The organism is Mycobacterium syngnathidarum (assembly GCF_001942625.1).
GTDB lineage: Bacteria > Actinomycetota > Actinomycetes > Mycobacteriales > Mycobacteriaceae > Mycobacterium > Mycobacterium syngnathidarum.
On the sequence record NZ_MLCL01000086.1, the window covers coordinates 21,182 to 45,601 of the forward strand.

29 protein-coding genes, 1 tRNA gene and 1 pseudogene are annotated in these 24,420 nt (G+C 66.7%); 22 read left to right on the top strand and 9 right to left on the bottom strand.

Annotated elements, in window-relative coordinates:
- Positions 1 to 4: 4 nt before the first annotated feature.
- Together BKG60_RS24200 and BKG60_RS24205 are read right to left on the bottom strand one after the other, a co-directional pair.
- On the bottom strand, positions 5 to 2,023 hold the full coding sequence (locus BKG60_RS24200) for an ATP-dependent DNA helicase (protein ID WP_070188283.1): 2,019 nt from the start codon (positions 2,021 to 2,023) through the stop codon (positions 5 to 7).
- Positions 2,020 to 3,330 carry a nicotinate phosphoribosyltransferase gene (locus BKG60_RS24205; protein WP_070188282.1) on the bottom strand — a complete coding sequence of 437 codons (1,311 nt, stop codon included), beginning with the start codon at positions 3,328 to 3,330 and terminating at the stop codon, positions 2,020 to 2,022. The genes BKG60_RS24200 and BKG60_RS24205 overlap by 4 nt, the downstream gene beginning before the upstream one ends.
- Positions 3,331 to 3,395: 65 nt before the next feature.
- Between BKG60_RS24205 and clpS the strand changes: the two genes are divergently transcribed.
- The 11 genes from clpS to rdgB all read left to right on the top strand — a co-directional run bounded on the left by clpS (position 3,396) and on the right by rdgB (position 10,780).
- Positions 3,396 to 3,710: an ATP-dependent Clp protease adapter ClpS gene (gene clpS / locus BKG60_RS24210; RefSeq protein WP_070188281.1), complete on the top strand. Its 315-nt coding sequence runs from the start codon at positions 3,396 to 3,398 to the stop codon at positions 3,708 to 3,710.
- A gap of 6 nt (positions 3,711 to 3,716) precedes the next feature.
- A complete protein-coding gene (aosR, locus tag BKG60_RS24215; protein WP_070188280.1) occupies positions 3,717 to 4,295 on the top strand; it encodes an oxidative stress transcriptional regulator AosR in 579 nt (192 codons plus the stop codon).
- 5 nt (positions 4,296 to 4,300) lie between these two features.
- Entirely contained in the window at positions 4,301 to 5,332 is a 1,032-nt protein-coding gene (locus BKG60_RS24220) for a P1 family peptidase (RefSeq protein ID WP_070188279.1), read from the top strand.
- Between the two features lie 13 nt (positions 5,333 to 5,345).
- Positions 5,346 to 5,762, top strand: a complete 417-nt coding sequence (locus BKG60_RS24225; protein WP_070945155.1) for a M67 family metallopeptidase — start codon at positions 5,346 to 5,348, stop codon at positions 5,760 to 5,762.
- Positions 5,763 to 5,771: 9 nt separating this feature from the next.
- Positions 5,772 to 6,047 carry a MoaD/ThiS family protein gene (locus tag BKG60_RS24230; protein WP_070188277.1) on the top strand — a complete coding sequence of 92 codons (276 nt, stop codon included), beginning with the start codon at positions 5,772 to 5,774 and terminating at the stop codon, positions 6,045 to 6,047.
- A 6-nt stretch (positions 6,048 to 6,053) separates the two neighbouring features.
- Complete coding sequence (locus tag BKG60_RS24235; RefSeq protein WP_070188276.1) at positions 6,054 to 7,025, top strand: cysteine synthase; 972 nt, start codon at positions 6,054 to 6,056, stop codon at positions 7,023 to 7,025.
- Between the two features lie 16 nt (positions 7,026 to 7,041).
- A complete protein-coding gene (locus tag BKG60_RS24240) occupies positions 7,042 to 7,716 on the top strand; it encodes a rhomboid family intramembrane serine protease (RefSeq protein ID WP_070188275.1) in 675 nt (224 codons plus the stop codon).
- A 4-nt stretch (positions 7,717 to 7,720) separates the two neighbouring features.
- On the top strand, positions 7,721 to 8,545 hold the full coding sequence (gene murI / locus BKG60_RS24245) for a glutamate racemase (RefSeq protein ID WP_070188274.1): 825 nt from the start codon (positions 7,721 to 7,723) through the stop codon (positions 8,543 to 8,545).
- Between the two features lie 64 nt (positions 8,546 to 8,609).
- Positions 8,610 to 9,377 carry a cyclic nucleotide-degrading phosphodiesterase gene (locus tag BKG60_RS24250; protein WP_070188273.1) on the top strand — a complete coding sequence of 256 codons (768 nt, stop codon included), beginning with the start codon at positions 8,610 to 8,612 and terminating at the stop codon, positions 9,375 to 9,377.
- 17 nt (positions 9,378 to 9,394) lie between these two features.
- Complete coding sequence (gene rph, locus BKG60_RS24255; protein WP_070188272.1) at positions 9,395 to 10,174, top strand: ribonuclease PH; 780 nt, start codon at positions 9,395 to 9,397, stop codon at positions 10,172 to 10,174.
- Complete coding sequence (gene rdgB, locus BKG60_RS24260) at positions 10,175 to 10,780, top strand: RdgB/HAM1 family non-canonical purine NTP pyrophosphatase (protein ID WP_120765018.1); 606 nt, start codon at positions 10,175 to 10,177, stop codon at positions 10,778 to 10,780.
- Positions 10,781 to 10,935: 155 nt separating this feature from the next.
- Here the strand turns inward: rdgB and BKG60_RS24265 are convergent, their stop codons facing one another.
- Complete coding sequence (locus tag BKG60_RS24265; protein ID WP_070945154.1) at positions 10,936 to 11,280, bottom strand: DUF3817 domain-containing protein; 345 nt, start codon at positions 11,278 to 11,280, stop codon at positions 10,936 to 10,938.
- Positions 11,277 to 11,660 carry a hypothetical protein gene (locus BKG60_RS24270; RefSeq protein WP_070945153.1) on the bottom strand — a complete coding sequence of 128 codons (384 nt, stop codon included), beginning with the start codon at positions 11,658 to 11,660 and terminating at the stop codon, positions 11,277 to 11,279. Before BKG60_RS24270 ends, BKG60_RS24265 begins: the two co-directional genes overlap by 4 nt.
- A 79-nt stretch (positions 11,661 to 11,739) precedes the next feature.
- Here BKG60_RS24270 and BKG60_RS24275 point away from each other — a divergent pair, with 79 nt between their 5' ends.
- Positions 11,740 to 12,435 carry a DUF6882 domain-containing protein gene (locus BKG60_RS24275; protein ID WP_070945152.1) on the top strand — a complete coding sequence of 232 codons (696 nt, stop codon included), beginning with the start codon at positions 11,740 to 11,742 and terminating at the stop codon, positions 12,433 to 12,435.
- Positions 12,436 to 12,442: 7 nt separating this feature from the next.
- On the opposite strand, the gene BKG60_RS32590 is transcribed toward BKG60_RS24275, so the two are convergent.
- Complete coding sequence (locus BKG60_RS32590) at positions 12,443 to 12,613, bottom strand: hypothetical protein (protein WP_239252474.1); 171 nt, start codon at positions 12,611 to 12,613, stop codon at positions 12,443 to 12,445.
- Positions 12,614 to 12,896: 283 nt separating this feature from the next.
- Here BKG60_RS32590 and BKG60_RS24280 point away from each other — a divergent pair.
- Positions 12,897 to 12,981, top strand: a tRNA-Leu gene (locus BKG60_RS24280).
- A gap of 20 nt (positions 12,982 to 13,001) precedes the next feature.
- On the opposite strand, the pseudogene BKG60_RS24285 reads toward BKG60_RS24280, so the two are convergent.
- Positions 13,002 to 13,403, bottom strand: a pseudogene (locus tag BKG60_RS24285) (potassium channel family protein); the annotation flags it as partial.
- Positions 13,404 to 13,516: 113 nt separating this feature from the next.
- On the opposite strand from BKG60_RS24285, the gene BKG60_RS24290 reads away from it, so the two are divergent.
- The 4 genes from BKG60_RS24290 to BKG60_RS24305 all read left to right on the top strand — a co-directional run bounded on the left by BKG60_RS24290 (position 13,517) and on the right by BKG60_RS24305 (position 15,849).
- A complete protein-coding gene (locus tag BKG60_RS24290) occupies positions 13,517 to 14,146 on the top strand; it encodes a nitroreductase family protein (protein ID WP_070188268.1) in 630 nt (209 codons plus the stop codon).
- Between the two features lie 96 nt (positions 14,147 to 14,242).
- Positions 14,243 to 14,656, top strand: a complete 414-nt coding sequence (locus BKG60_RS24295; RefSeq protein WP_171055023.1) for a hypothetical protein — start codon at positions 14,243 to 14,245, stop codon at positions 14,654 to 14,656.
- Positions 14,657 to 14,702: 46 nt separating this feature from the next.
- The gene (locus tag BKG60_RS24300; protein WP_070945151.1) at positions 14,703 to 15,071 is read left to right on the top strand and encodes a SpoIIAA family protein; all 369 of its coding nucleotides are present in this window, start codon (positions 14,703 to 14,705) and stop codon (positions 15,069 to 15,071) included.
- 31 nt (positions 15,072 to 15,102) lie between these two features.
- Positions 15,103 to 15,849 (top strand): alpha/beta hydrolase, encoded by a 747-nt coding sequence (locus BKG60_RS24305; RefSeq protein WP_070945184.1) that lies wholly within the window; start codon positions 15,103 to 15,105, stop codon positions 15,847 to 15,849.
- A gap of 110 nt (positions 15,850 to 15,959) precedes the next feature.
- Here BKG60_RS24305 and BKG60_RS24310 read toward each other — a convergent pair whose 3' ends face one another.
- The 3 genes from BKG60_RS24310 to BKG60_RS24320 all read right to left on the bottom strand — a co-directional run bounded on the left by BKG60_RS24310 (position 15,960) and on the right by BKG60_RS24320 (position 19,906).
- Entirely contained in the window at positions 15,960 to 17,792 is a 1,833-nt protein-coding gene (locus tag BKG60_RS24310; RefSeq protein ID WP_070945150.1) for a fatty acyl-AMP ligase, read from the bottom strand.
- 92 nt (positions 17,793 to 17,884) lie between these two features.
- Positions 17,885 to 18,445, bottom strand: a complete 561-nt coding sequence (locus BKG60_RS32595; RefSeq protein WP_239252476.1) for a DUF4333 domain-containing protein — start codon at positions 18,443 to 18,445, stop codon at positions 17,885 to 17,887.
- Positions 18,446 to 18,472: 27 nt separating this feature from the next.
- Entirely contained in the window at positions 18,473 to 19,906 is a 1,434-nt protein-coding gene (locus BKG60_RS24320; protein ID WP_070188304.1) for a neutral zinc metallopeptidase, read from the bottom strand.
- Between the two features lie 99 nt (positions 19,907 to 20,005).
- Between BKG60_RS24320 and BKG60_RS24325 the strand changes: the two genes are divergently transcribed.
- The 5 genes from BKG60_RS24325 to BKG60_RS24345 all read left to right on the top strand — a co-directional run bounded on the left by BKG60_RS24325 (position 20,006) and on the right by BKG60_RS24345 (position 24,332).
- Positions 20,006 to 20,656 carry a nucleoside/nucleotide kinase family protein gene (locus BKG60_RS24325; protein ID WP_070945149.1) on the top strand — a complete coding sequence of 217 codons (651 nt, stop codon included), beginning with the start codon at positions 20,006 to 20,008 and terminating at the stop codon, positions 20,654 to 20,656.
- Between the two features lie 119 nt (positions 20,657 to 20,775).
- On the top strand, positions 20,776 to 21,363 hold the full coding sequence (locus BKG60_RS24330; protein WP_070945148.1) for a peroxiredoxin: 588 nt from the start codon (positions 20,776 to 20,778) through the stop codon (positions 21,361 to 21,363).
- A gap of 2 nt (positions 21,364 to 21,365) precedes the next feature.
- Entirely contained in the window at positions 21,366 to 21,899 is a 534-nt protein-coding gene (gene ahpD / locus BKG60_RS24335; RefSeq protein WP_070188307.1) for an alkyl hydroperoxide reductase AhpD, read from the top strand.
- Between the two features lie 145 nt (positions 21,900 to 22,044).
- The gene (locus BKG60_RS24340) at positions 22,045 to 23,343 is read left to right on the top strand and encodes an MFS transporter (protein WP_120765019.1); all 1,299 of its coding nucleotides are present in this window, start codon (positions 22,045 to 22,047) and stop codon (positions 23,341 to 23,343) included.
- The gene (locus BKG60_RS24345) at positions 23,340 to 24,332 is read left to right on the top strand and encodes a LacI family DNA-binding transcriptional regulator (RefSeq protein WP_070945146.1); all 993 of its coding nucleotides are present in this window, start codon (positions 23,340 to 23,342) and stop codon (positions 24,330 to 24,332) included. Before BKG60_RS24340 ends, BKG60_RS24345 begins: the two co-directional genes overlap by 4 nt.
- The last annotated feature ends 88 nt before the right edge of the window (positions 24,333 to 24,420 follow it).

The following is a 24,420-nucleotide window of genomic DNA, read 5'->3' on the forward strand; positions in this document are numbered from 1 at the left end:
TTTGTCAGCTCGCGCCCCGAAGCCGATTCAGTGACTGACGCACCCGGTCAGGGTCGGTGGTGGACCAGAACGGCGGCAGTGACGAACGCAGGTATCCGCCGTAGCGGGCTGTGGCCAGCCGGGAGTCGAGCACCGCGATCACCCCGCGATCGTCGGTGTGGCGCAGCAGCCGCCCGGTGCCCTGGGCCAGCAGCAGCGCGGCGTGGTTGGCCGCGATCGCCATGAAGCCGTTGCCGCCGTGCGCACTGATCGCGCGTTGCCGCGCGGTCAGTAGCGGATCGTCCGGTCGCGGGAACGGAATCCGGTCGATCAGCACCAACGACAGCGACGGTCCGGGGACATCGACGCCCTGCCACAGCGACAGAGTGCCGAACAGCGAGGTTTCGGGATCGTCGGAAAACTGTTGCACCAAAGCCGAAGTCGTGTCCTCGCCTTGGCAGAGCACCGGCGTGGACAGCCGATCGCGCATGACCTCGGCGGCGGCCTTGGCCGCCCGCATCGACGAGAACAGGCCCAGGGTGCGACCGCCTGCCGCGGTGATCAGGCCTTCGATCTCGTCCAGCGTGCGGGTATCGGTGCCGTCCCGACCGGGTGGCGGCAGATGCTTTGCCACGTAAAGGATTGCGGATTTGGCGTGGTCGAATGGTGAGCCCACGTCGAGACCGCGCCAGCCCGGTTTGGCAGGCGCGCCATCGTCGGCGAAACCGCCCAGACCCCAGTTGCGCGCCATGGCATCGAAGTTGCCGCCCAGCGTCAGCGTCGCCGAGGTCAACACCGCGGTGGTGTTGGCGAACAGCCTGGTGCGCAACAAGCCCGATACCGACATCGGGGCCACCCGCAGGATCACCCGGGTGGCGTTCGCGCTTTCTTCCCGCGCCACCCAGACGACGTCGACGCGGTCGGGGATGGGCGGGACGAACGATGTGAGGATTCGGGTGGCGGTGTCGCTGACATCGCTGAGCGCGGTGACGGCCTCGGTGCGGGCCGAGGCCGCCTGTGGGTCGCTGGGGGTGGTGTCGATCGCTGTGCGCGCCGCATTGGCTGCGTCGCGCAAGGCGGTCAGGTAGGTACCCAGCTCTTCGCCCAGCACGTCGATGCGACCGGCGTCGAGTTCGTGCAGCAGCGAGGACAGTGTTGCGATGGCGGCCTCGAAGCGTTGCGCCAGTTCGTCATCCACCAATCGGGCCGTCCGGCGGTGCGCCACCGCCATGGACGTCGCCGACAGTTCGGCGGTGGCCACCCCGGTCACCCGGTCGGCCAGTTCGTGGGCCTCGTCGACCACCAGCAGCTCGTACTCGGGCAACACCGAGAAATCGGAGAGCGCGTCGATGGCCAGCAGTGCGTGATTGGTGACGACGACGTCGGCGGCACCGGCCTTCTCCCGGGCGCGCTCGGCGAAGCAGTCCGTCCCGAACTGGCACCGGGACACCCCGATGCACTCGCGGGCCGACACACTCACCTGCGACCAGGACCGGTCAGGCACCCCGGGAGTCAGCTCGTCGCGGTCGCCGGTCTCGGTGTCCGAGGACCATTCGGTCAGCCGCTTCACATCGCGGCCCATGGCGCTGAGTGCCATCGGCGAGAACAGTTCGTCTTGTGGACGATCGGCTGGTTCCTCGGCGGCGCCGTTGTGAATCTTGTTGAGGCACAGATAGTTTCCGCGTCCCTTCAGCAACGCGAACGTGGGCTTGCGGGGCAGTGCGTCGGCCAGTGAGTTCACCAGCCGGGGCAGATCGCGGTCCACGAGCTGACGCTGCAGCGCGATGGTGGCTGTCGAGACCACCACCGGTTGCTCGGTCTGCAAGGCGCGCGCGATCGAGGGCACCAGGTACGCCAGCGACTTGCCGGTGCCGGTGCCGGCCTGCACGGCCAGATGCTCACCGGATTCGAAGGCGTGGGCGACCGCCTCGGCCATTTCGACCTGGCCCGGCCGGCCGGCTCCGCCGAGCCCCTTCACCGCGATCTTGAGCAGATTGGTCACCACGTTGGCCACCTCGCGGGATGGCTTCGACTTGGTCGTCATGACTGGGGCGGCAGGACCCGGGTGGGGATGGCCGGCTCACCGCGAGACAGCTTGAGGCCGTCCCACGGCAGGCTGTGCAGCCCCGCGGTGACCCGCTCGCGGGCGGTGGACAGGTCGGCGGCGGGGTGGTGCCCTTCGGCCGGGACACCGCCCGTCACCAGCGGCACGGTGAGCCGCCGGGCGGTGAGCCCCGAATCCGGCGGGGGCTCCTGGCCGTATGGCTGGACGACTTCTTCGACGATCGTGCCCGAGGCCTTGGTGAGCCGCACGGCCTGCTTGCGGCCCCCGTGGGACTCCTTGTGGCTGCTGCGCTTGGCCACCGGCATGCCGTCGACCTCGACGAGCTTGTAGACCATGCCTGCGGTCGGTGCGCCCGAACCCGTGACCACGGAGGTGCCGACCCCGTAGCTGTCGACGGGCTCGGCGCGCAGGGCGGCGATCGCGAACTCGTCGAGATCGCCGGAGACCACGATCTGAGTGTTCGTGGCACCGAGGTCGTCGAGCTGCTGGCGCACCTGACGGGCCAGCACACCGAGATCTCCGGAGTCGATGCGTACCGCGCCCAGGTCCGGCCCGGCCGCCGCGATCGCGTTGGCCACGCCCGCGGTGATGTCGTAGGTGTCCACCAAGAGGGTGGTCTCGACCCCGAGGGCTGCCACCTGGCCGCGGAACGCAGCCTGCTCATCCGGTCCGGACTCGGTGGTGTGCAGCAGTGTGTAGGCGTGTGCCGCCGTGCCCAGGGCGGGCACGCCGTAACGCTGCTGGGCGGCCAGGTTCGACGATCCGGCGAAGCCGGCGAGGTAGGCGGCGCGGGCCGCTGCCACGGCGGCCAACTCATGAGTCCGCCGTGAGCCCATCTCGATCATCGGCCGGCCGTGGGCCGCACTGGCCATCCGGGCTGCCGCCGAGGCGATCGCCGTGTCGTGGTTGAGGATTGACAGCACGAGAGTCTCCAGCACGACGCACTCGGCGAAGGTGCCGTGCACCGACAACACCGGTGAACCGGGGAAGTAGAGCTCGCCTTCGGCGTAGCCGTCGACGTCACCGCCGAACCGGTAGTCCGACAGGAAGTCCAGTGTCTCCGAATCCAGGAACTCCGAGAGCGCGGCGAGTTCGTGGGCGGCGAACGTGAACTCTGCCAACGCTTCCACGAACCGCCCAGTGCCCGCGACCACCCCGTAACGGCGGCCTTCGGGCAGCCGACGGGCAAAGACTTCGAACGTGGTGCGGCGGTGCGCCGTGCCGTCGCGCAATGCGGCGGCAAGCATCGTCAGCTCGTACTTGTCGGTGAGCAACGCGACGGTCACATCAGCAACCGTAGCTGTTCGCGGCTGCTTCAAGAGGCCGGCACCCCGGCCGGTATTGTGGGCCCATGGTTACACCGGCGAAGGCCCGACCGGGGACCCGCGAAGAGCGGAGTGCGGGTGGGTCGCCCCGGGAAGATTCAGCGCCCGAAAGCCCGTGGGTGACCATCGTCTGGGACGATCCGGTCAACCTGATGACCTACGTCACCTACGTGTTGCAGAAACTTTTCGGATACAGCGAGCCGCACGCCACCAAACTCATGCTGCAGGTGCACAACGAAGGCAAGGCCGTGGTGTCGGCAGGCAGCCGTGAGTCGATGGAGACCGACGTATCCAAACTGCATGCCGCGGGCCTGTGGGCGACCATGCAACAGGACCGCTGATCGACAGTGCGCAAATGGAAACGGGTCGAGACCGCCGACGGTCTGCGGTTGCGTTCGGCGTTGGAAGCCCACGAGGCCGCATTGCTGTCGAGCCTGGGCGCTTCGATGCTCGGCATGCTCGAAGATCGTGGATCATCCGGACCCACAGACGAACTCGAGATGATCACCGGCATGAAGACCGGCAACCCGCAGCCGCCCGAGGACGCCACCATGAAGCGTCTGCTGCCGGATTTCTTTCGTCCACAGACCGAGCATCCGGCCGGTTCGGGCACCGCCGAGAGCCTCAACAGTGCGCTGCGCGGGCTGCACGAACCCGCCATCATCGAAGCCAAACGTGAAGCGGCCCAACGTTTGTTGGACACCATTCCGAATGGCGGCGGCAAGTTCGAGCTGACCGAGGACGACGCCGAGGCGTGGGCGGCTGCCGTCAACGACATCCGGCTGGCGTTGGGCACGATGCTCGACATCGGGCCACAGGGGCCCGAGGAGTTGTCCCCCGAACATCCGATGGCCGGGCATCTCGACGTCTACCAGTGGCTGACCGTGCTGCAGGAGTACCTCGTCCTCGGCCTGATGGGGAGATAGGTCTGATGGGTTCGATCACCGACGTCGGCGGCATCCTCGTCGGTCACCACCACCGCATCGACCCGGACGCGACTCTGGGATCGGGGTGGGCGTCGGGATCGACTGTGGTGCTGACGCCGCCGGGCACCGTCGGCGCTGTCGATGGCCGCGGCGGAGCCCCGGGCACCCGTGAGACGGACCTGCTGGACCCGATCAACACCGTGCGCCACGTCGACGCCGTCGTGCTGACCGGCGGCAGTGCCTACGGGCTGGCCGCCGCCGACGGGGTGATGACCTGGCTGGAGGAGCAGGGCCGCGGGGTGGCGATGGACGGTGGCGTGGTGCCGATCGTGCCTGCCGCGGTGATCTTCGACCTGCCCGTTGGCGGCTGGGCCAACCGGCCGACCGCGGAGTTCGGCTACGCGGCCGCCGCGGCTGCCTCCACCGAATTTGCCCTGGGCACCGTCGGCGGCGGGGTCGGCGCGCGCGCCGGAGTGCTCAAGGGTGGCGTCGGCACCGCCTCGGTGACCTTGGACTGCGGGGTGACGGTGGGCGCCCTGGTCGTGCTCAATGCTGCCGGCGACGTGGCAGACCCGGCCACCGGCCTGCCCTGGATGGCGGCGTTGATCGAGGAGTTCGGGCTCACCGCACCACCGGCCGACCAGCTCGCCGCCTACGCCGAGCGTCACCGGGAGCTGGGCCCGCTGAACACCACCATCGCGGTGGTCGCCACCGACGCCGCGCTCAGCCCGGCCGGATGCCGCCGCGTGGCCGTCGCCGCGCACGACGGACTGGCCCGGACCATCTCCCCGTGTCACACCCCGCTGGATGGCGATACGGTGTTTGCGCTGGCGACCGGCGCGGTGACCGTCGAGCCGGACGAGAAGACACCGGTGGCGATGTCGCCGGAGACGGCGTTGGTCACCCGGGTAGGTGCCGCCGCGGCGGACGTCCTGGCCCGTGCCGTCCTGGTCGGGTTGCTGGCCGCCGAGCCGGTGGCCGGAATACCGACCTACCGTGACATGTTGCCGGGAGCGTTCGCAGTGAAGGAAAGCTGATGGGAGTGATCAAGTGCTGGTGATCCGCCGGGACCTCGTCGAGGCCATGGTGGCGCATGCCCGCGCCGACCACCCCGACGAGGCGTGTGGGGTGATCGCCGGGCCTGAGGGCTCTGACCGGCCCGAGCGCTTCATTCAGATGGTCAACGCCGAGCGTTCCCCGACGTTCTACCGCTTCGACTCCATGGAGCACTTTCGGGTGTGGAAGGCGATGGACGAGGCCGACGAGGTGCCCGTCGTCATCTACCACTCGCACACCGGCACCGAGGCCTATCCGAGCCGGACCGACGTCTCGATCGCCGCCGAACCCGATGCGCACTACGTGCTGATTTCCACGCGTGACCCCCACGAGCACGAGCTGCGCAGCTACCGCATCCTCGACGGCGTCGTCACCGAAGAACCCGTCACTATCGTTGAGCAGTACATCTAAGGAGTTTCCATGGCAGTCACCGTTTCGATCCCGACCATCCTGCGTCCGCACACCGATGGGCAGAAGCGCGTCAGCGCTTCGGGCGACACCCTGCAGGCGGTGATCGCCGACCTCGAGGCCAACTACTCCGGCATCTCGGACCGGCTGGTGGATAACGGCAAACTGCACCGCTTCGTCAACATCTACGTCAACGACGAGGACGTGCGCTTCTCGGGTGGGCTGGAGACCGTGATCGCCGACGGCGACTCGGTGACGATCCTGCCTGCCGTCGCGGGTGGAGCCTGACCCTCCATGACCAGATACGACTCGCTGTTGCAGGCCCTGGGCAACACTCCGTTGGTCGGGCTGCAGCACCTGTCACCTCGGTGGGACGAGGGCGCGGACGGGCCGCATGTGCGGTTGTGGGCCAAGCTCGAGGACCGCAACCCGACCGGCTCGATCAAGGACCGGCCCGCATTGCGCATGATCGAGCAGGCCGAGCGTGACGGCCTGTTGAGCCCGGGCGCCACGATCCTGGAGCCGACCAGCGGCAACACCGGGATCTCGCTGGCCATGGCGGCGATGCTCAAGGGCTACAACATGATCTGCGTGATGCCCGAGAACACCTCCATCGAGCGGCGTCAGATTCTCGAGCTCTACGGTGCGAAGATCATCTTCAGCCCGGCTGAGGGCGGTTCCAATACCGCCGTGGCGACCGCGAAAGAGCTTGCGGCCCAGAACCCTTCGTGGGTGATGCTCTACCAGTACGGCAACCAGGCCAACTCTGACGCGCACTACTACGGCACCGGCCCGGAGCTGCTGGCCGACCTTCCCGAGATCACCCACTTCGTCGCCGGGCTCGGCACCACCGGCACCCTGATGGGCACCGGCCGCTTCCTGCGCGAGCAGGTGCCCGGCGTGCAGATCGTGGCCGCCGAACCGCGCTACGGCGAAGGCGTGTACGCGCTGCGCAACATCGACGAGGGGTTCATCCCCGAGCTGTATGACCCCGACGTGCTCACCACCCGGTTCTCGGTGGGTTCGTACGACGCGGTCAAACGCACCCGTGACCTGGTCACCCGCGAGGGGATCTTCGCCGGTATCTCCACCGGCGCCGTGCTGCACGCCGCGCTGGGCATGGGGGCCAAGGCGATCAAGGCGGGTGAGCGCGCCGACATCGCGTTCGTGGTCGCCGACGCCGGTTGGAAGTATCTGTCCACCGGTGCCTACGCCGGTAGCCTTGATGACGCAGAGGACGCGTTGGAAGGGCAGCTATGGGCGTGAGCGGGCTGGCTCGGATATGACCGGGCCTGGTCTACCGTCGCCGACGGCGCCGAAGAAGCGGCCGGCGTGGATGGTCGGCGGCGTCACCATCATCTGCTTCGTCGCGCTGCTCTATGTGATCGAGTTCGTCGACACCGCCATGGGCCACCGGCTCGACCAGGACGGCATCCGGCCCCTGCAAACCGACGGGCTGTGGGGGATCCTGTGGGCGCCCCTGCTGCACGGCGGCTGGCCGCACCTGATCGCCAACACCGTGCCGGCACTCGTGCTCGGTTTTCTGATGACGCTGGCCGGGATGGGGCGGTTCATCGCCGCGACGGCCATCATCTGGATCCTCGGCGGCTTCGGCACCTGGCTGATCGGCAATATCGGCCTGCGCTGCCCCTACGTGACCGTGCAGTGCACCAGCACCCACATCGGCGCCTCGGGCCTGATCTTCGGTTGGCTGGCATTTCTGATCGTGTTCGGATTCTTCACCCGCAAGGTGTGGGAGATCGTCGTCGGCATCGTCGTGCTCTTCGTTTACGGCGGCGTCCTGTTCGGTGTGCTACCCGGCAACGCGGGCGTCTCGTGGCAGGGCCATCTCAGTGGCGCCATCGCGGGCATCGTCGCGGCGTATGTGCTGTCCGGCCCGGAACGCAAGGCGCGCGAACTCAAGAATCGGCCCGCCCAGCCGCGACTGAACGCATGACCATATGAACGACCGCCTCGCACCCGTCGGCATCTTCGACTCCGGCGTCGGTGGATTGACCGTGGCCCGCGCCATCATCGACCAGCTGCCCGACGAGGACATCATCTACGTCGGCGACACCGGCAACGGACCGTACGGACCGTTGAGCATCCCCGAGATCCGGGCGCACTCGTTGTCCATCGGCGACGATCTGGTGGCCCGTGGCGTCAAGGCTCTGGTGATCGCGTGCAACACGGCTTCGTCGGCCAGCCTGCGTGACGCGCGCGAGCGCTACTCGCCGGTGCCGGTGGTCGAGGTGATCCTGCCCGCGGTGCGACGCGCGGTGGCAGCGACCCGCAACGGCCGCATCGGGGTCATCGGCACCGCGGCCACCATCGCCTCGGGCGCCTATCAGGACGCGTTTGCCGCCGCGCGTGACACCGAGGTGTTCGGGGTGGCGTGTCCGCGGTTCGTCGATTTCGTCGAGCGCGGGGTCACCAGCGGCCGTCAGGTGCTCGGTCTGGCCGAGGGATATCTGGAGCCGCTGCAGCGGGCCGAGGTGGACACCGTGGTGTTGGGCTGCACGCATTATCCGATGTTGTCCGGGCTGATCCAGTTGGCGATGGGAGACAACGTCACCCTGGTGTCCTCGGCGGAGGAGACGGCCAAGGACCTGCTCAGGGTGCTCACCGAGCTCGATTTGCTCAAGCCGCACGAATCCGGCCCGGCCCAACGGGTGTTCGAGGCGACCGGAGATCCCGAGGCGTTCACCACCCTCGCCACGCGGTTTTTGGGGCCGGGGCTGGACGGGGCACGGCAGGTCCGGCGTCACGCAGGGGTCGGAAAATGATCTCTGTCGCCCAAAGCGGCGATGTCTTGGCAACGCGCACGTCGGGCATGGCAAGCTAGACACTGTGCGATTGACCATCCTGGGATGTTCCGGCAGCGTTGTCGGCCCGGATTCGGCAGCCTCTGGCTATCTCGTCACCGCACCAGACACGATTCCGATGGTCGTCGACTTCGGTGGTGGCGTCCTGGGTGCGTTGCAGCGCTACGCCGATCCGAATTCGGTCAACGTGTTGCTGTCGCATCTACATGCCGATCACTGCCTGGATCTGCCCGGGTTGTTCGTCTGGCGGCGGTACCACCCGATCCCGGCCACCGAGCGCGGGCTGATGTACGGGCCGGCCAACACCTGGTCGAGGCTGGGCGCGGCGTCGTCGCCCGAGGGCGGCGAGATCGACGATTTCACCGACATCTTCGAGGTGCGGCACTGGGAGGACGGCTCCCCGGTGCAGTTGGGCACGCTCAACATCACGCCGCGGCTGGTGTGCCACCCCACCGAGTCCTACGGCATGCGCTTCACCGATCCGTCCGGTGCGACGCTGGTCTACAGCGGGGACACCGGATACTGCGATGCGCTTGTCGAGCTGGCTCGCGGGGCCGACGTCTTCCTGTGCGAGGCATCGTGGACGCACGATCCGTCGCGCCCGCCCAAGTTGCACCTGTCCGGCACGGAAGCGGGACGAGCCGCGGCTGAAGCCGGCGTCGGTGAGCTGCTGCTGACCCACATTCCGCCGTGGACTTCACGCGAGGATGTGATCAGCGAAGCCAAGGCCGAGTTCGACGGCCCGGTGCACGCCGTGGTGTGCGGCGAGACCTTCGACGTCACCCGGGGCTGACCCGCTAGGGTTGGCGGGTGTCCAAGCGAGAAGACGGTCGTCTTGACGACGAGCTGCGTCCGGTAACCATCACCCGCGGTTTCACATCGCATCCCGCCGGCTCGGTATTGGTGGAGTTCGGCCAGACCCGCGTGATGTGCACCGCCTCGGTCAACGAGGGTGTGCCGCGGTGGCGCAAAGGTTCCGGACAGGGCTGGCTGACCGCCGAGTACGCCATGCTGCCGGCCGCCACTCACGATCGCTCGGATCGAGAATCGGTCAAGGGCCGCGTGGGCGGGCGCACCCAGGAGATCAGCCGCCTGGTCGGACGCTCGCTGCGCGCCTGCATCGACCTCGGTGCGCTGGGGGAGAACACCGTCGCCATCGACTGCGACGTGCTGCAGGCCGACGGCGGTACCCGTACCGCGGCCATCACCGGCGCCTACGTGGCGCTGTCCGACGCGGTGACGTATCTGGCTGCGGCCGGGCGGCTTTCCGATCCGCGTCCACTGTCGTGCGCGATCGCGGCGGTGTCGGTGGGAGTGGTCGACGGGCGCGTCCGCGTCGACCTGCCCTACGTCGAAGATTCCCGCGCCGAGGTGGACATGAACGTCGTCGCCACCGACACCGGCACCCTGGTGGAAATCCAGGGCACCGGGGAGGGCGCGACCTTCCCGCGGTCCACGCTGGACAAGATGCTCGACGCCGCGCTCGGCGCGTGCGAGCAACTGTTCGTGATCCAGCGCGAGGCACTGGAACTGCCGTACCCCGGCGTGCTGCCCGAGGGCCCCGCGCCCAAGAAGGCGTTTGGCAGCTGAGTGCCCGCACTTCTGGTAGCCAGCCGAAACGCCAAGAAGCTGGCCGAGCTGCGCCGGGTGTTGGACGCCGCCGGGGTGGTCGGTCTGGAGTTGCTGTCGCTGGCCGATGTTGCGGCGTATGACGAGGCGCCCGAGACCGGTGCGACATTTGAGGACAACGCGCTGGCCAAGGCTGCGGACGGTTTCCGTGCCACCGGATTAGCTTGCGTGGCAGATGATTCCGGGATTTCCGTGGACGCGCTGAACGGCATGCCCGGGGTGTTGTCCGCGCGATGGTCCGGGGTTCACGGGGACGATGCGGCCAACACTGCGTTGCTGCTGGGGCAGCTGGCCGACGTGCCCGACGAACGGCGCGGGGCGGCGTTCGTGTCCGCCTGTGCTTTGGTGTCTGCGTCGGGTTCGACGGTGGTGCGCGGGGAGTGGCCGGGCGCGGTGACCCGCGAGCCCCGCGGTGACGGCGGGTTCGGCTACGACCCGGTGTTCCTGCCTGAGGGGTCCGACCGGACCGCAGCCGAGCTGACTCCGGCAGAGAAGGACGCGGCATCGCACCGCGGCCGGGCGTTGGCGCTGTTGGTGCCCGCGCTGCGGGAGCTGGCCAGGGCGTAGTCAGCCCCGTTTGTCACGCGAGAGTGGCTCCGGCCACCGAGCGTCACGCTGGCGTGACGCTGGGGAGCCGGCCGCGTGGAATGGATTCCGGGTTGTCACGCCAGCGGGGCGGTCGACTGCCCGAGCCACTCCAGAGTGACGGTGGGAACGAACCGTCAGAGCTCGAAGCGCTTCTTGAGGTCGAGCGTGTTGAAGTGTTCGACGATGATGCCCAGGAATGGGATCGTGCCCGCGAGCAGCACACCGATGGTCTTGCCGATGGGCCAGCGGACCTTGACCGCGAGGTTGGCGGTGAACATGAGGTAGATGAAGTACACCCAGCCGTGCACGATGCCGATCCAGCTCGGCGGATTGTCCACCTGCACGATGTACTTGAGCACCATCTCGTAGCACAGCGCGATGAGCCAGATACCGGTCGTCCACGCCAGCACGCGGTAGCCCAGCAGGGCTTTGCGGATGGTCTCCTTGGGCGTGCTGACCTCGGCCTGGGGTTCGGTCATCTATCGGTCCTGTCTTTCGTCTCGGACTGGTCGGACTTGGCCAGCTCGGCGAGGTAGGCGTTGTACTCCGAGAGTTCTCGGTCGCCGGCGTCCGTCGCCGCGGCCTTGGGACGTTCTGGCAGCAGGCCGGCGGGGATCTCGGTGACGTCGTCATGAGGCCGGGGCGACGGTGGTGTTTCTTCGTAGCGGACGAACTTGTAGTAGGCGTAGAAACAGAACCCGGCGAACATCGGCCACTGCAGGGCGTAGCCGAGATTTTGGAAGGTGCCCGAGGCCGATTCGTAGCGGGTCCACTGCCACCAGGCCAACGCCAGGCAGCCGGCGGCGCCAAGGCACACCAGCGCGATGAGCGCCGGTCTCCTACGCCGTGTAGTGGACATTCGTCCATGGTACGGCGCGGGTCTCGGGCGTCGAAAATACGTGCCTGGATGGCCGGTGAGTGGCGCTTAGGCTTTTCGCGTGCTCGAAGACATGCTGCTCGACGCTGCGATTGTGCAAGCCGAGGTCCAGGCCTATCTCGTCGATCTCATCGGCGACGGCACGCCGTATGACGGTGCCTGGAACTTCGACGCCGAAACCCATCTGTTCTCGTTGGCCTCGACGAGTGGTGTGGCGCCGTTCGTCGCGCGGGGTGAGCTCCTCGGTGCTGCCTCACCGGAGTGCGAGACGTGGCAGTGGGGTTGGGCGAACCCCGATTTCCCGCGTCCGGCCGAATACGGCATCGCCGTGCTCCGCGACTATGGCGAGCAGAACGGTATCGCCGAACTGCGTGACGCGGAGGTGCCGCTCGGCGACGCGACGGCGCGGGAGTTCGCGTGGCGGATGGGTGCCATCGCGTCGTTCAGTCTCGGGTTCGCGCCCTGCTATACCTTCGCGCTCGAAGACGGGATCGTGGGCGTGATCGTGCTGACCGACCAACGGCTCCAGCTGCCCGCGCCGAGCGCGCCTCGACTGCTGCGCTGCGTCGGCGAGGCGTTGCAGACCATGCCCGTCGCACCCCGCAGCGTGTACGTGTGGGCTGCGTTGCGGGAGGTGCCGGTCGAACAGATACCGGGCGGGATGCGGGTCGTCCTGCCCGACGGGCAGGCCGAGTTCCTGTTCGACGAGCACGACCGGCTAATCAACATGTCGGGTCAGGTGCTTCCGTCCGCGTAGTGCCGGCTCAGACCTTGGGGCCGATGAATTCGTCGAGGCGAGCGGTGGCGGCCTTGCGGTAGATCGAGACGACGTACTGGGTGGAACGGGTCCACGGGATGCCGAGAAAGTCCAGTGCGGAGGTGAAGAGGCCGAGGATGTCCTCCGAGGTACAGGCCGAGCAGGTACGCATATTCACGCGGAGGCAGCACCGAATACTCGTGATCAACGCCGCATGGCGAGGATGCGCCGGGTAGCCGGAGCCGATTGGGTGACCGGGTTCGCCAATCACGCACTGTCGGACGTGGAACGGCGGTTTCCCGTGCAATTGCGCAGTCGTTCATCCCCGACGCAATCAAGGCTTGGACTCTGTTGAACTCATCCGCCGACCGCACATCGCCTCTCTTGACCGCCGATGCCACCAACATATGACCGACCTCCGACAGATTTCGTCGAGGTGGGAGCTGTACGATCGGTGCTCTGCGGGCGTGGCGAAATTGGGCATACGCGCGGGCTTTAGGTGCCCGTGTTCGAAAGAACGTGTGGGTTCGAGTCCCACCGCCCGCACTCAACTCGCCTGTTTCAGGGTCGCCGGCCGGCACGGTCTGCACGATCCACGACGCGATCGTCGCGGTGATCGAACCGACCAGGCTGATCCCGCCAATCATCAACAGCGCGGCGATGACTCGTCCGGTCGTGGTTACCGGGTACACGTCGCCGTAACCGACAGTCGTGATGGTGGTGATCGCCCACCAGACAGCGTCGCCGAAATCGGTGATGTGGGCGTCGGGTTGGCCGCGCTCGGCTTGGAGCACTGCCAGTGATGCGACGTACACCAGCAGGACGGCACCCGAGATGGTGTAGAGGATGACCTTGCCGCGGATCGCGTGGCCGACGGCTTTCTGGATCACCCCGATCAGCACGATGATGAGCCGTAACAATCGCAGCGGACGCAACAGCGGCAGAATCACGATCGCCAGATCCACCAGGCGGGACCGACCATGCGGCTCCAACGGCGGGCCGAGTGTGTCCATCGAGAAGGCTGCCTGGCGCAACTGGCCGTGTTGAAATTGTGGCCATGGCACAGCAGGAAACTCTGGGTATGCCAATCGAAGAGGCCATGCGTACTCAACGGGCGATCCGTCGGCTCAAGAGCGATCCGGTTGATGACGCACTTGTGCTGCACCTTCTGGAACTCGCGATGAAGGCGCCGACGGGTTCAAATGCGCAGAACTGGGAGTTCGTTGTCGTCAAGGACCGCGAAGTCGTTGCGAAACTCGGCGGGTTGAATCGCCGAGCCCTGAAGTTCGGCGGGCCGATCTACAAGCGCGTCGTCGTGCGCAACATGACTGAGCAGATGCTGCGGATCGAGAAGGCCGTGCAATTTCAGGCCGATCATTTCGACGAAATCCCCGTCGTAGTCGTGGCCTGCCTCAAAGGTGTGATTCCGCTCTGGCCGTCGATGGCGGTGAGCAGTTCCTACGGTTCGATTTTTCCCGCGGTTCAGAACCTCTTGCTCGCGGCGCGTGCAGCTGGATTGGGCGCCGCCCTGATCACCTTGCCGTTGTGGAGCAAGTTCTTGGCGCGGCGTGCGCTGGGCTTGCCGTGGAACGTCACTCCGTGTGCGGTCATCCCACTTGGCTGGCCGATCGGCAAGTACGGTCCCACGACTCGTCGACCGGTCGGAGAATTCATCTCTCTCGACCGCTACGGCAATCGAGCTTTCCGGTAGGCAGCGCGACTGGCCGACCGGGCTTGGCGACGAGACCGTATCGTTCCATCTCGCCAAGGCGTGCGGGGCGCCGGCCGGCGCAGAAGGGATCGATACATGGGTAAGCGGTTGATCGCGTTGGTTCTGGCAGCGATGGTGATCGTCGCCGGTTGCGGTAAAGGCGGCGACGGGGCCGCGCAGACCGTCACACCTGACCATTCCCAGACAGCTCCGTCGGGCAATTACACCGCCTTCGCCGAGGAGGGACCCGAGGAGACCGGGGAGAAGTCTTGGGTCGTCGTGGTTCGGGACAAGGCCGGCAAAGTGGTGTTCCATGACCACGCCTCGTACGACAAAGGCGTGCTGATCACCTGGTTGCCGACGGAACCTGAACAGCTCTGGGTGTATTCGGGTGATACCGGCATCTACCGGATCGCTCCCGGCAGCCACGGTGGGTGGACCCGGAGCGTGGTGAACCGCGACAACGTACCGTCGGAAATATCGAGCCTCTGGGACTCTTCCCATTCCTGAATCAACCCACCGGGTGCAGACTCGAGTGTGAGACGGGAGGAGCCCAATGATCGATGTCCTCCCCGACATGCCCGAGGGCGTGTTCGGGATCCGGGTGTCGGGCCGAGTGCGCGGTGACGATCTGCGCGAATTCCGGCCGACGATGGACGAATTGCTGGAAACCGGTGAGATCCGGATCGTCGAGGTCATCTCGCCGGACTACGAGGGATTCGGCAGCGGCGGGCTCGTGGAGGATCTGAGGCTCGGCCTCGGTGCCCTGCTGCGCCATCACTCTGCGTTCAAACGGATCGCTGTGGTTTCCGACCTGGAGTGGGTAGCCCACGCCATGCATGCGTTCGCCTGGATGATCCCGGGGGATCTCAAGGTGTTTGGGCTGGGTGAACTCGACGCGGCGAAGGACTGGGCCGCCGCCTGAGATCGGTAACCGCCGTGTCACCATGTCGGACATGACAGTCGTTCTGGTGCATGGCAATCCGGAGTCCGACGCGATCTGGGATCCACTGGTCGAGGCGCTCGGACGCCGGGATGTCGTGCGGCTGTCACCGCCAGGGTTCGGGGCGCCGGTGCCCGACGGATTCTCCGCAACGTATGTGGCCTACCGGGACTGGCTTGAACGTGAGCTCGAAGCCATCGGCGCGCCGGTCGATCTTGTCGGACACGACTGGGGCGGGGTCCATGTGGTGAACGCGATGATGCATCGACCCGAGCTGGTGCGTAGCTGGGCCAGCGACATCGTCGGAGTATTCGATCCCGATTACGTCTGGCCTGAGATGGCCCAGGCATGGCGCACGCCCGGAAAAGGGGAGCGCCTCGTCGAGAACATGATGGGTGGCACCGTCGAGGACCGCACCGCCGTATGGTCCTCGCTGCTGCCGGAGGGCATCGCAGCGTCGATGGCACAAGCCCAGGGCCCGGAGATGGGGCAGGCGACCCTGCGGCTGTACCGCTCGGCCGGGGAGCCCGGTGACATGGCCGAGGTGGGCGGCGGGTTGGAGCGGGCGAGCGCCCGTCCGGGTCTTTCACTGCTGGCCACTGCGGATCCCTACGTCGGGTCCGAGGAGATCCGGCGCCGCGCCGCCGGCAGAGCGGGTGCGTCGACCGCGGTACTCGACGGGTTGGACCATTGGTGGATGGTGCAGGATCCGGCGCTCGGTGCTGCGGTCCTGTCGCGATTCTGGGAATCGCTCGACTAGCCGCCAGGTGGTCATCGAGGAGCCGCCTCGCTGAGATCAACGCTGTGGCGGCCCAACGCAACGCGGAACGACCGTAGCGTCGCACTCGGGGAAAGCCCGAGAGTCAACCCCTACTTGTTGAACTTCCCGCTCAAATACTCAGCGCGGCAAGCGCTTCGGGCGAGCTTTCCACTCGTCGTCCGGGGGATGACGCCGGCGGCGACCATCCGCACGTCGGCCACCCGGATCTGGTGGTGGCGGGACACGGCCGCGCGGATGGCGTCGACGATCGGACCGGGCTCGGCGCGGCCGGCGCCGGCGGCCCGCTCGGCGACGATCACCAGTTCCTCGCCGCGGTTGCCGACCACCGAGAATGCCGCCACGTAGCCCGAGCGCACAGCGGGTGAGGCTGCGCTGACCGTGGTCTCGATGTCGGTCGGGTAGTGGTTGCGTCCGTCGATCAGGATCATGTCTTTGATCCGGCCGGTGAGGTACAGCTCGCCGTTGAGGTAGACACCGAGATCACCGGTGGCCAGCCAGTGGCTGTTGTCGGGCACCTCTTCGGCGTGGCTGCCGGTCGCCAGGCGGGTCTGCAGCTTGTTGCCGAACACCCGCTCGCTCTCGTCGGGGCGGCCGAAGTAGCCCTGGCCGACGTTGTTGCCGTGCAACCAGATTTCGCCGACGACGCCGTCGGGGGCCTCGCCGCCGTCACCGTCGGCGATCACCGCCCACTGGTTCGGGATCGGCTGGCCGCAGGACACATGGGCCACTGCGCCTTCGTCGGTCGGGTCGACGATCACTGCCCGGCCGGCGCTGAGTTGTTCGCGGTCGAGGTAGACCGCGCCGGCTGCAGCGCTCGGGGCGATGCTGGCCACCGACAACGTCGCCTCGGCCATGCCGTAGGACGGTTTGACCGCGGTCGCGGGCAGCCCGTACGGGGCGAATGCCGAGGTGAACTTCTCGACGGCGGCCATGGTCACCGGTTCGGACCCGTTGAGCAGGGTCACCACGTTGGTCAGGTCCAGGGCTTCGCCGGCCGGGGGCAGGCCACGGTCGGCGGCCAGTTCGAACGCGAAGTTGGGTGCGGCGGCCAGGGTGCGGCCGTGGGCTGCCTCGATACCGAGCTGCTTGATCCAGCGGTAGGGTCGCCGGACGAAAGCCATCGGATCCATCAGCGTGATGTGGCTGCCGCACAGCGCCGGGAACATGATCATGATCAGGCCCATGTCGTGGTACAGCGGTAGCCAGCTGACGCTGCGGATACCCATGCTCAGGTCACCGGCCAGGATCATCTGCAAGACGTTGGTGCACACGTTGCGGTGGGAGATCTCCACACCGGCCGGGGTCCGGGTGGATCCCGAGGTGTACTGCAGATAGGCGATGTCATCGGTTCCGACGGTGGGCGCCTGGAACATCGATGCCAGCGAGTCCGGGACGGCATCCACCGCGATCAGGCGGGGGCGTTCGGCGGCGGGCAGCGTGCGCAGGAAGTTTCGCACCGACTCCGAAGCTGCGCTCGTGGTCAGGACCACAGTGGGTTTGGCGTCGGCCAGGACAGCGGCGAGTCGCTCGGCGTGACCGGCCAGGCTGGGCGCGAACAGCGGCACGGCGATGTTGCCGGCGTGAATGGCGGCGAAGAAGGCGGCCACATATTCGACGCCCTGCGGTGCCAGGATCGCCACCCGGTCGCGGGGCTGGGTGACCTGCTGCAGTCGGGCGCCGACAGCGCTCACCTGTGACCACAGGGCGTTCCAGCTGAGCTCGACGGCGCGGCCGTCCGGGTCGGTCGAGTAGTCGAGGAACCGGTATGACGGCTCGTCGCCAAACGTGAACCGGTTGCGATCCAGGAACGACGTGAGGGTGACGCCGTCGGGTACGACGATCGTGCCGTCCTCGCGAACATAGTTCTCGATGTTGGACGTCGACGAATCAACAGCACTGGTTGCGAAGGGATCCCGACCCATAACAGGCAAGACTAATAGCGCCTCTAATAATGCTTGGTGCCGTGGTCCGGTGTGGGTTGTCACCCACTGTGGAGAATGTGACTTGCGTCTCCTTATCGGGGTCCGTCTACGGCGTAAGTCCCGTTATTATCGGTGAATTCCACGATGACCCGGCGCAGTGTGTCGTTGATCTCAACCGCGCAGGTGAACGTCGCGCCGGTCCGCACCACCGGGTTCTTGCCGTCGTTGCATGCGACCGCGACGACGCGGTTGGCGCCGTAACCGTTGATGGGATCGGACAGGATCTGTGCCACGCCCGCCTCGGCCTGTCGGACGTCGAGTCGGGTGCCGGTGGCATCCGAGCGGCTCCATGCCCACAGTCCGACACCGATCACCGCGACTGCCACGACGGCGGCCGCGCCGATATAACGGCCTCGGTCAGAGAGCTTGGAATTGGGCTTGAGGTGCGACCGTCGTTGCGGTGCGCGCGACGGTGGTGGCGCGGGCCGGGCATGTTGTCGAGGCTGTTGGTGCTGTGGCGGGTAGGGCGGTGACGGCTGTCGCGGGGGAGGTGTCCACGACGGCCGGTCGGGGCGAGGCCCGGGTGGCGGGGTGCGGCCCGGTAGGGGGGCACCACCCGGGCGTGCCCACCACGGTTGCTCGGGACCGCTCATCGGCTCTCCTCGACTCGACTCATCGGATCACGCGAACCGTTGGTAGCACTGTGCGTCATCGCCTTGCAGCCCGGATCGGTAGGCCAGGATTCGGGTGAACCCAGCGGGCAGCACCCGGCCGTTGACGTCGCTGGCGGCCAGTCCGTTGGTCAGCAGGCTGCTGATCGCCTCGTCGGTGTCACCGGCTGACAGCGTGATGGGCAAACCCGGCTCGGTCATCCTCGCCTGCCCGACTCCGGTCAGGCAGCCGGTGCGCATGGCAGCCACCGGAGTGTCGAGCACCAGGCCCTTCTCGTGCTGCACGGCCAGCGCGTACCGCGATGTCAGCACGGAGATCGCCGAGTTGTCGCCCTGCAGGAGTTCCTGTTCGTCGTTTTCGTTCCTGGCTTCCCCCAACGCTTTCAGCCCGCCGAGGTCCACCACGATGGTGTTGGTCGCCGGGCAGTAGGACGCCGGCGGTGACGGCCCGGCGTCAGGGCACGCCCTGGGCTCGGTGCTCAACGTCGGCGGGTTGGCGGGTGCGTAGACGCGTCGCAGCGACTGCATGGTGTTGTCCAGCAGATCGGCGGTGATCGTGCTGTTGCCGTTCTGTGCCCCGCTGAAGAAGTCGAGGAATTTGGGCAGGTCACCGCGGCGCTTCTTGATCTCGTCGGAGTCCATGGCCGCGCACTGGTCGACGTTGCCGCTGAAGCCGATCTGGAATGCGCTGACCCGGTCCAGCGCGGACCCGTGTTCGTTGCCGGTGAGCACGGCGTCGACTCGCGTCATCAGGGGATCACGGATATAGATCAGTCCGCCCAGTACGTGGTTGAGACCGTCGCCGGTGCTCAACTCGAAGCGCGGTGAATTGCCCGCGGCCACCCAGCGCAGGTAAACCCCGGCGAGGCAGTCGGCTTGCTGTTCTGCCACGAGTACGGGCGTGCTCTCGTTGATCAGCCGGGCCTGTTGCTGAACGGCATGGCCATATTCGTGGGCCATCACCCCGACCACACCCATCTGCCCGAAATACTGGGCCGCAACGGGAATCGCCACGCCGCGGTCCCAGGCCATCACGTCGCTCTTGAGGCAGTAGAAGGCGTTGGTCAGGCCGACGGTGTTCTCCCCGCAGATATCGAGGCCGGGGGAGGCGTCGGAGTTGTAGGACACCAGGCGGGAGACGGGTGTGAAGGTTCCCGGCAGTGAGCCGCCGCTGTAGTTCTGCGACCAGAAATCCTCGATGTCGTCGACCGCGAGTAGCGCCAGGTCGTCGATTTGGCCGCCGTCGGTGTTCTCGGCCTTACGGGTGGGCCCGGGCGCTCCGGGCCGGATGCCGCTGTGGCCGTCGGTCACCGGCAGGCCACCGACCCGGTCGGGCAGAAACAACATCGAGGTGGCCCGGCCGGCGATCACCGTGGCGTCGCCGCAGCCGGCGAGCAGTACTGCGCAACAGGCCAGACCGAGCCACCAGCGAAGCCTCGCCACTTTGAGCCGCCTTCCGTGCGATTCACCCCAGCCAGTTCTACCTGCTCGCGCCGACGTTCGGGACCGGCGGCCGATCACCTGGGCGACAATGACCGCGCTATGTGCATTTTCGATGATCTGCTGGCCCGGGTGCTGGCCCGCGCCGCAGATCCGGGAACGTCCGTCATCGGGATCACCGGACCGCCGGGGGCGGGGAAATCCACGCTGACCGAGGCGCTGGTGGCAGCGGCGCGGGATCGGCTCGGCGCCGGCGCGGTGGCCCACGTGCCGATGGATGGTTTCCACCTTGCCGACGTCGAACTGCGCAGGCTGGGCCGGCTGCACCGCAAGGGTGCGCCGGACACCTTCGACGTTGCCGGATTCGCCGCGCTGTTGCGCCGCGTCCGGGCCCGTGACGAGGTGGTGTACGCCCCGGGTTTCGAACGCGATACCGAGCAGCCGGTCGCCGGCGCGATTCCGGTGTTCCCGGAGGCAGCCGTGGTGCTCACCGAGGGCAACTATCTGTTGCTCGAGGAGCTCGGGTGGTTGGCGGCGGCAGCGGAGATCGACGAAATCTGGTATTGCGCAATACAAGACGATGTGCGCGTGGCGCGTCTGGTGGCCCGGCACATGGCGTTCGGCAAGTCGGCGGACGCGGCGCGGCGCTGGGTCGCCGAGGTTGACGAACCCAACGCGCGGTTGGTGGCCGGCACCGCGGTGCGAGCAGATCTGGTTGTCTCGGCAACCGCCGTGATGCCCAACTCACACTGATGTCGTCTGTGTGGATAATCACGCCTGACCGAGTTGCTATAACCATCGGCGGACAGCCAGAATCGACATGTAAATCTGGAATCATTCCAGAAAGAACATGCGAGATTGGATAGGTTGCGATGGCACTTTTGACGATTGGTTCCCAGTTCCCGGAATACGACCTGACGGCCGTCATTGGCGGAGATCTGTCCAAGGTCGACGCCAAGCAGCCCGATGACTATTTCACCCGGGTCACCAACAAGGACCACGAGGGCAAGTGGCGGATCATCTTCTTCTGGCCCAAGGACTTCACCTTCGTGTGCCCGACCGAGATCGCCGCATTCGGCAAGCTCAATGAGGACTTCGAGGATCGCGACGCCCAGGTGCTCGGTGTGTCGGTGGACAACGAGTTCGTGCACTTCCAGTGGCGCGCGCAGCACGAGGACCTCAAGAAGCTGCCGTTCCCGATGATCTCGGACCTCAAGCGCGAGCTCGCCACGGCCACCGGCGTCCTGAACGCCGACGGTGTAGCCGACCGCGCCACCTTCATTGTCGATCCCAACAACGAGATCCAGTTCGTGTCGGTGACCGCGGGCTCGGTGGGGCGCAACGTCGACGAGGTGCTGCGCGTGCTCGACGCTCTGCAGTCCGATGAGCTGTGCGCCTGCAACTGGAAGAAGGGCGACCCGACCATCAACGCCGGTGAGCTCTTGTCCGAGGCGGTCTGACCATGAGCGTCGACAACATCAAGGAAGCCCTTCCGGAGTACGCGAAGGATCTCAAGCTCAACTTCGGCAGCATCGTGAAGTCCACGGAGCTCAACGAGCAGCAGCTGTGGGGTGCGTTGGTGGCCACCGCCGCGGCGACCAAGTCGGAGCGGCTGCTCAAGGAGATCTCCGAGGACGCGCTCGACGTGCTGAGCGAGGAGGCGTACCACGCCGCCCTCGGCGCTGCTTCGATCATGGGGATGAACAACGTCTTCTACCGCACCAAGGGGCAGCTCGACGGTCGCTACGACGATCTGCGCGCGGGCCTGCGGATGAACATCATCGCCAACCCCGGTGTGCCCAAGGCTGATTTCGAGCTGTGGTCGCTGGCCGTATCGGCCATCAACGGTTGCTCGCACTGCCTGTCGGCGCACGAGACCGTGCTGCGTGACGCCGAGGTGTCCCGCACGGCGATCTTCGAGGCCATTCGACTGGCATCGATCGTCTCCGGTGTGGCCCAGGCGCTGCTGACCGCGGACGCACTCGCCGCGGTCTGACGCAAAAGCCTCGAGGCTCAAGCTTCCGAGAAATGGGCTTATGCGCATAACCCAACAGATAAACTCGCCTCTCGCAATCTGAGAGGCGAGTTTTCTGTTGACGGAACGAGCAAGAACTACCCGCAGCTCCGCTGGTGACGGCACGGTGCGCAAGGCGATCACCGGCGCATCCATCGGCAACGCGGTGGAATGGTTCGACTTCGCCATCTACGGATTCCTGGCGACCTACATCGCGGCCAACTTCTTCCCGTCCGGCAACGACACCGCGGCACTGCTCAACACTTTCGCCATCTTCGCGGCCGCGTTCTTCATGCGTCCGCTCGGCGGTTTCGTCTTCGGTCCGCTGGGTGACCGGCTGGGCCGCCAACGCGTACTCGCAGTGGTCATCCTGCTGATGTCCGCAGCCACTCTTGGTATCGGCCTGTTGCCCACCTACGCCACCATCGGCGTGGCCGCCCCGTTGCTACTCCTACTGCTGCGGTGCCTGCAAGGATTCTCCGCCGGTGGTGAATACGGCGGCGGCGCAGTGTATCTCGCGGAGTACGCCAGTACGCGGTGGCGGGGTTTCACGGTCACCTTCATCGCGTGGTCGGGGGTGCTGGGCTTCCTGTTGGGCTCGATCACCGTCACGGTGTTGCAGGCATACCTGCCACCTGAGTCGATGGAGAGCTTCGGCTGGCGTATCCCGTTCCTCGTGGCCGCACCGCTTGGCCTGGTCGGTCTCTACATCAGGCTGCGCCTCGACGACACGCCAGAATTCACCAAACTCGACGAGGCCGACCGAGTGGCGGCCTCACCCTTGCGCGAAGCCGTCGGCACGGCCCGTCGGGCGGTCCTGCAAGTCATCGGCCTGTTCATCGTCTTCAACGTCGGCTACTACGTCGTCTTCACCTTCCTGCCGACGTACTTCATCAAGGCGCTGAACTTCAGCAAGACCCAGGCGTTCGTATCGATCACACTGGCCAGCCTGGTGGCCCTGATCCTGATCCTGCCGCTGGCCGCCCTGTCGGACCGGATCGGGCGCAAGCCCTTGCTGCTGGCCGGTTCGCTGGGGTTCGTCGTACTGGCGTATCCACTTTTCCTGCTGATGAATTCGGGCTCGGCGGTGGCGGCGATCGCGGGGCACTGTGTGTTGGCCGCCATCGAATCGGTGTATGTGGCGACCGCGGTGACGGCCGGCGTCGAACTGTTCGCCACCCGGGTGCGCTACAGCGGATTCTCGATCGGTTACAACATCGCGGTGGCATTGTTCGGCGGTACCACCCCGTATGTGGTCACCTGGCTCACCGCGGCCACCGGCAACAACCTGGCCCCGGCGTTGTATCTCGCTGGTGCGGGCATCGTCTCGTTGCTCACCGTTCTGACCGTGCGCGAAAGTGCGGGGCAACCAATGCGTGGCGTGGACGACCCAACCGATCAGCAACGTGCCACGATGGCACAGTGAGCACGACCAAGCCGACGGCCCGCCCGACCAAAGCCGATGTTGCCAGGCTCGCCAACGTCTCCACGGCGACGGTCAGCTATGTGCTCAACAACGTTCAAGGGCAACGTATCTCGGAGCAGACTCAGGCCGCGGTGCGTAAGGCCGCAGCCGAACTCGGGTACCGCCCCAACCTCGCGGCCCGCAACCTCGCGGTCGGTGGCAGCGGTGTGGTGCTCTACATCGTGCCGCGCACCGATCTCGGCGAACTGCCTCTGGAGGTGGGCAGTCGGCTGACCACGGCGCTCGGCCGGCACGGCATTGTGCTGTCGATGCAGCTGGAGACCGACGACGGCCAGAACATCGTCGACGCGGTGGCGAACCTCAACCCGGTCGCGGTCGCCGGCGTGTTCCCCCTCACGGGCGCCGCCGCCGCGGCGGTCGAGGCGGCCAACATCCCGCAGATCTACCTGGGCAGCGAGAAGTTGCGCGCGCTCGGCTCGTTGCACCTGACCGTCGGTGCGATGCGGGTGGAGCATCTGATGTCGCGCGGGCATACCCGCCTGGCCTTCGCCTATTCCGGCACTGAGGTGTTGCGACCGCTCGGTGACTACTGGTTGTCGGGTCTGCGGGTGGCCGCCGGTGAACACGGCCTGCCCGAGATCGAGGTCGACAGCGTGGCCGCCGACGGGTCCGACGCGGCCGCGGTCGTCTCGGAATGGGTGTCGGCCGGCGTGACAGCCGTATGTGCGCAAAGCGACGAGACGGCGTTCGTGGTGCTGCACGGGATCCGGGAGGCCGGGTTGCGCTGTCCCGACGATCTCGCGGTCATGGGAGTCGACGCAATCCCACTGGGCCCGGTGAGTTCCCCACCGCTGACGTCAGTCATGTTCGATGCCAAGACGATTGTCGACGCCGCGGTCCCGGCCATGATGGCCGAACTGGGATATCCCACGGACGCTGACGTCGACGGCAGCGACCATGCCCGGCTGATCGTGCGCGACAGCACCTGAGATTACAAGTGACCGGCAAACCGTAACCCGTGGTGGCCTTGTCCGGTGACCTGCCCGGCGTGTAACTTACGCGTGTAAGTAACTCTCC

Coding starts and splice junctions, on each gene's coding strand:
- BKG60_RS24200 (WP_070188283.1), bottom strand. CDS start 2,023: ATGACGACCAAGTCGAAGCCATCCCGCGAGGTGGCCAACGTGGTGACC.
- clpS (WP_070188281.1), top strand. CDS start 3,396: ATGGTTACACCGGCGAAGGCCCGACCGGGGACCCGCGAAGAGCGGAGT.
- BKG60_RS24220 (WP_070188279.1), top strand. CDS start 4,301: ATGGGTTCGATCACCGACGTCGGCGGCATCCTCGTCGGTCACCACCAC.
- BKG60_RS24230 (WP_070188277.1), top strand. CDS start 5,772: ATGGCAGTCACCGTTTCGATCCCGACCATCCTGCGTCCGCACACCGAT.
- BKG60_RS24235 (WP_070188276.1), top strand. CDS start 6,054: ATGACCAGATACGACTCGCTGTTGCAGGCCCTGGGCAACACTCCGTTG.
- BKG60_RS24240 (WP_070188275.1), top strand. CDS start 7,042: ATGACCGGGCCTGGTCTACCGTCGCCGACGGCGCCGAAGAAGCGGCCG.
- murI (WP_070188274.1), top strand. CDS start 7,721: ATGAACGACCGCCTCGCACCCGTCGGCATCTTCGACTCCGGCGTCGGT.
- BKG60_RS24265 (WP_070945154.1), bottom strand. CDS start 11,280: ATGACCGAACCCCAGGCCGAGGTCAGCACGCCCAAGGAGACCATCCGC.
- BKG60_RS24270 (WP_070945153.1), bottom strand. CDS start 11,660: ATGTCCACTACACGGCGTAGGAGACCGGCGCTCATCGCGCTGGTGTGC.
- BKG60_RS24290 (WP_070188268.1), top strand. CDS start 13,517: ATGCCAATCGAAGAGGCCATGCGTACTCAACGGGCGATCCGTCGGCTC.
- BKG60_RS24295 (WP_171055023.1), top strand. CDS start 14,243: ATGGGTAAGCGGTTGATCGCGTTGGTTCTGGCAGCGATGGTGATCGTC.
- BKG60_RS24300 (WP_070945151.1), top strand. CDS start 14,703: ATGATCGATGTCCTCCCCGACATGCCCGAGGGCGTGTTCGGGATCCGG.
- BKG60_RS24305 (WP_070945184.1), top strand. CDS start 15,103: ATGACAGTCGTTCTGGTGCATGGCAATCCGGAGTCCGACGCGATCTGG.
- BKG60_RS24310 (WP_070945150.1), bottom strand. CDS start 17,792: ATGGGTCGGGATCCCTTCGCAACCAGTGCTGTTGATTCGTCGACGTCC.
- BKG60_RS32595 (WP_239252476.1), bottom strand. CDS start 18,445: ATGAGCGGTCCCGAGCAACCGTGGTGGGCACGCCCGGGTGGTGCCCCC.
- BKG60_RS24325 (WP_070945149.1), top strand. CDS start 20,006: ATGTGCATTTTCGATGATCTGCTGGCCCGGGTGCTGGCCCGCGCCGCA.
- BKG60_RS24330 (WP_070945148.1), top strand. CDS start 20,776: ATGGCACTTTTGACGATTGGTTCCCAGTTCCCGGAATACGACCTGACG.
- ahpD (WP_070188307.1), top strand. CDS start 21,366: ATGAGCGTCGACAACATCAAGGAAGCCCTTCCGGAGTACGCGAAGGAT.